Annotated in this window: 3 protein-coding genes and 1 pseudogene; 1 reads left to right on the top strand and 3 read right to left on the bottom strand. The window is 76.3% G+C overall.

Going from position 1 to position 2,077, the window contains the following annotated elements; translation table 11 throughout:
* Nucleotides 1-353, top strand: a pseudogene (locus AOK18_RS29275) (type ISP restriction/modification enzyme); the annotation flags it as partial.
* 285 nt (nt 354-638) lie between these two features.
* Here the strand turns inward: AOK18_RS29275 and AOK18_RS29270 are convergent.
* The 3 genes from AOK18_RS29270 to AOK18_RS29260 all read right to left on the bottom strand — a co-directional run.
* Nucleotides 639-911 (bottom strand): hypothetical protein, encoded by a 273-nt coding sequence (locus AOK18_RS29270; protein ID WP_074994882.1) that lies wholly within the window; start codon nt 909-911, stop codon nt 639-641.
* 126 nt (nt 912-1,037) lie between these two features.
* A complete protein-coding gene (locus tag AOK18_RS29265) occupies nt 1,038-1,871 on the bottom strand; it encodes an anti-sigma factor (RefSeq protein WP_055696267.1) in 834 nt (277 codons plus the stop codon).
* A partial coding sequence (locus AOK18_RS29260; protein ID WP_276205379.1) for a sigma factor-like helix-turn-helix DNA-binding protein occupies nt 1,868-2,077 on the bottom strand: 210 nt, incomplete at its 5' end. The genes AOK18_RS29265 and AOK18_RS29260, both read right to left, overlap by 4 nt.

Raw genomic sequence — 2,077 nt, 5'->3', positions numbered from 1 at the left:
CGCCGGTGCCGCCCGCGGCCTGGGACTACGAGGTGGCGGGGGTCCCGGTGCTGGAGCGGTGGTGCGCGGCCCGCACGGAGGAGGCCGAGCCGGGGACGCTGGAGGCGATCCGGCCGGCCGGCTGGCCGCAGACCTGGACGTCGGAGCTCCTGGAGCTGATCACGGTCCTCACCCTGCTCGCCGGACTGCGCCCGCGTCAGGCCGTGTCGGCGGACCGTGCGACGGCCGATCCGATCACGCCGGCGGAGTTGCGCCGGGCGGGCGTCCTCCCCGCACCGCGGTCGGCGTACGGGCCCGCCTCGGTGCTGGACGCGCACGAGGAGGGGCCGGAGGGCCAGCTCGCGCTGATCTGACGCGGCGCGCCCCGGCTCCGGGCCGGGGCGGCGGGCACGGCGGCACCCGGGAACGGCGAGGTCGGAGCAGGACGGCGGGAGTCCGCACGCCCCGGAAGCGCTGCCGGGTGGAGCGTGGCGCCGGAAGGGACGTGACCGGGAACGGAGCACCAGGGGTGCCGGAGGAGGGCGACGGGCCCGTGCCGGAGCGCACCGAGGGTGCGGTACCGCGCGCCACGGGGAGGGACGGGCGGTACGTGCGCGGTGCGCCGCGCCGGGACGGTGGGGCCGTCCGGGCGGCAGGCCCTAGCGGTCGCCGAGGAGCGAGCGGCGCAGTCTGCGCAGCGGGGCGAAGAGCGAGACGCGGCTCGTCCGCGCCCGTGAGCCCCTGGCTCCGCGGTCGTGCCGGTCACGTGCCGTCAGTTCGCGCATCAGCGAGGTCGCCTCGGCCGCCTCGCGCTGCGGGACGGCGGGTCCCGCCAGCACCGAGAGGTGGCGGTCCAGGCGTGTACTGGTCGCGCTGCTCCCGCAGGTGATCGCAGGGACCCTGGCCCTGCTGCGCATCGTTATCTGTTCCATGTCACTCCCCACCCGTACGAGTCCGCCCGGCCCGGGCAGGTTAACCCTATCGCCCCGTCCGGGCACCCGCGTATCTCGGTCGCGGGATTCACCTACCCCGTAAGGGGGTTGACGAACACTCGATGATTACTCTCCGAATCCGGCCCCTTTCAGGGCGAGTTGGACGACCGGCCGGGTTGTGGGCCGCGGCGATCCCCCGTCCGGCTCGACGGTCACGGCGAGTGACGTCGCGGAGGGGTCGAGGCCGGAGGCGACGAGGGGCGCGTCGCCCTCGAAGAGCCCGAGGGAGCGCGGTGGCGTGCCGGGACGCATGAGCCAGAGCTGACGCACACGTCCGTTCGGCGGGTTGCCGTATCCGCCGAGGGTGACGACGGCGCTCCGCCCCGACGCGGAAGTGATCACTCCGATCGTGCCGCCCCGCGCGTCGCGGCCGCTGCTCGCACGGGCGTCCGGGGCGGCGAGAACGTGGGCGATCTCACGTGCGCGGTCCCGTTCGGCGGCCAGTCGGTCCTGGGCCCGGTCCGTCTGGACGGCGAGCAGGGCGGCGACGACGAGGGCGGCGGCGGTGGTGGCCGTCGCGAAGGGCGCGAACAGCGGTGTCCGGCGCCGCCCGCCGGCCCGCGGCACGGGTCCGGTCCCCCGTACGTGGGACGGGAGCCGCGGTGCGCGCGCCCGCCTCCGTCCCCGAGGCCCGGGGGCGGGGTCCTGCGGGGTGGTCCGTACGGCGGCCATGACCCGGTCGCGCAGGGCGGGAGGCGCGGGGGCGGCCGTGGACCAGGCGAGGCGGACGGCGTCCTCGGCGAGGAGGCGCACCTCTGCGGTGCAGCGGCGGCAGCCCGTCAGGTGCCTCTCGAAGCGGACGCGTTCGGTGGGTTCGAGCGCGTCGAGCGCGTAGGGGGCTGCCAGCGAGTGGCGGTCCGCGCGGCCTCCGCGGCCCGTCAGCCGGTCCGGGAAGTTCATGCGGCGCCTCCCAGGCAGTGGCGCAGCCGGGTCAGCCCGTCGCGCATGCGCGTCTTGACCGTGCCGAGCGGCAGGGAGAGCCGTTCGGCCACTTCGCGGTAGGTGTAGCCGTCGTAGTAGGCGAGGGTGACCGACTGCCGCTGCAGCGCCGTGAGCCGGTCCAGGCAGCGGCGCACCCACTCGCGTTCGAGGCCGGCCTCGACCTC

The organism is Streptomyces prasinopilosus (genome assembly GCF_001419695.1).
GTDB classification, from domain to species: Bacteria; Actinomycetota; Actinomycetes; order Streptomycetales; family Streptomycetaceae; genus Streptomyces; species Streptomyces prasinopilosus.
This window is presented reverse-complemented; position numbering and strand designations above follow the sequence as displayed.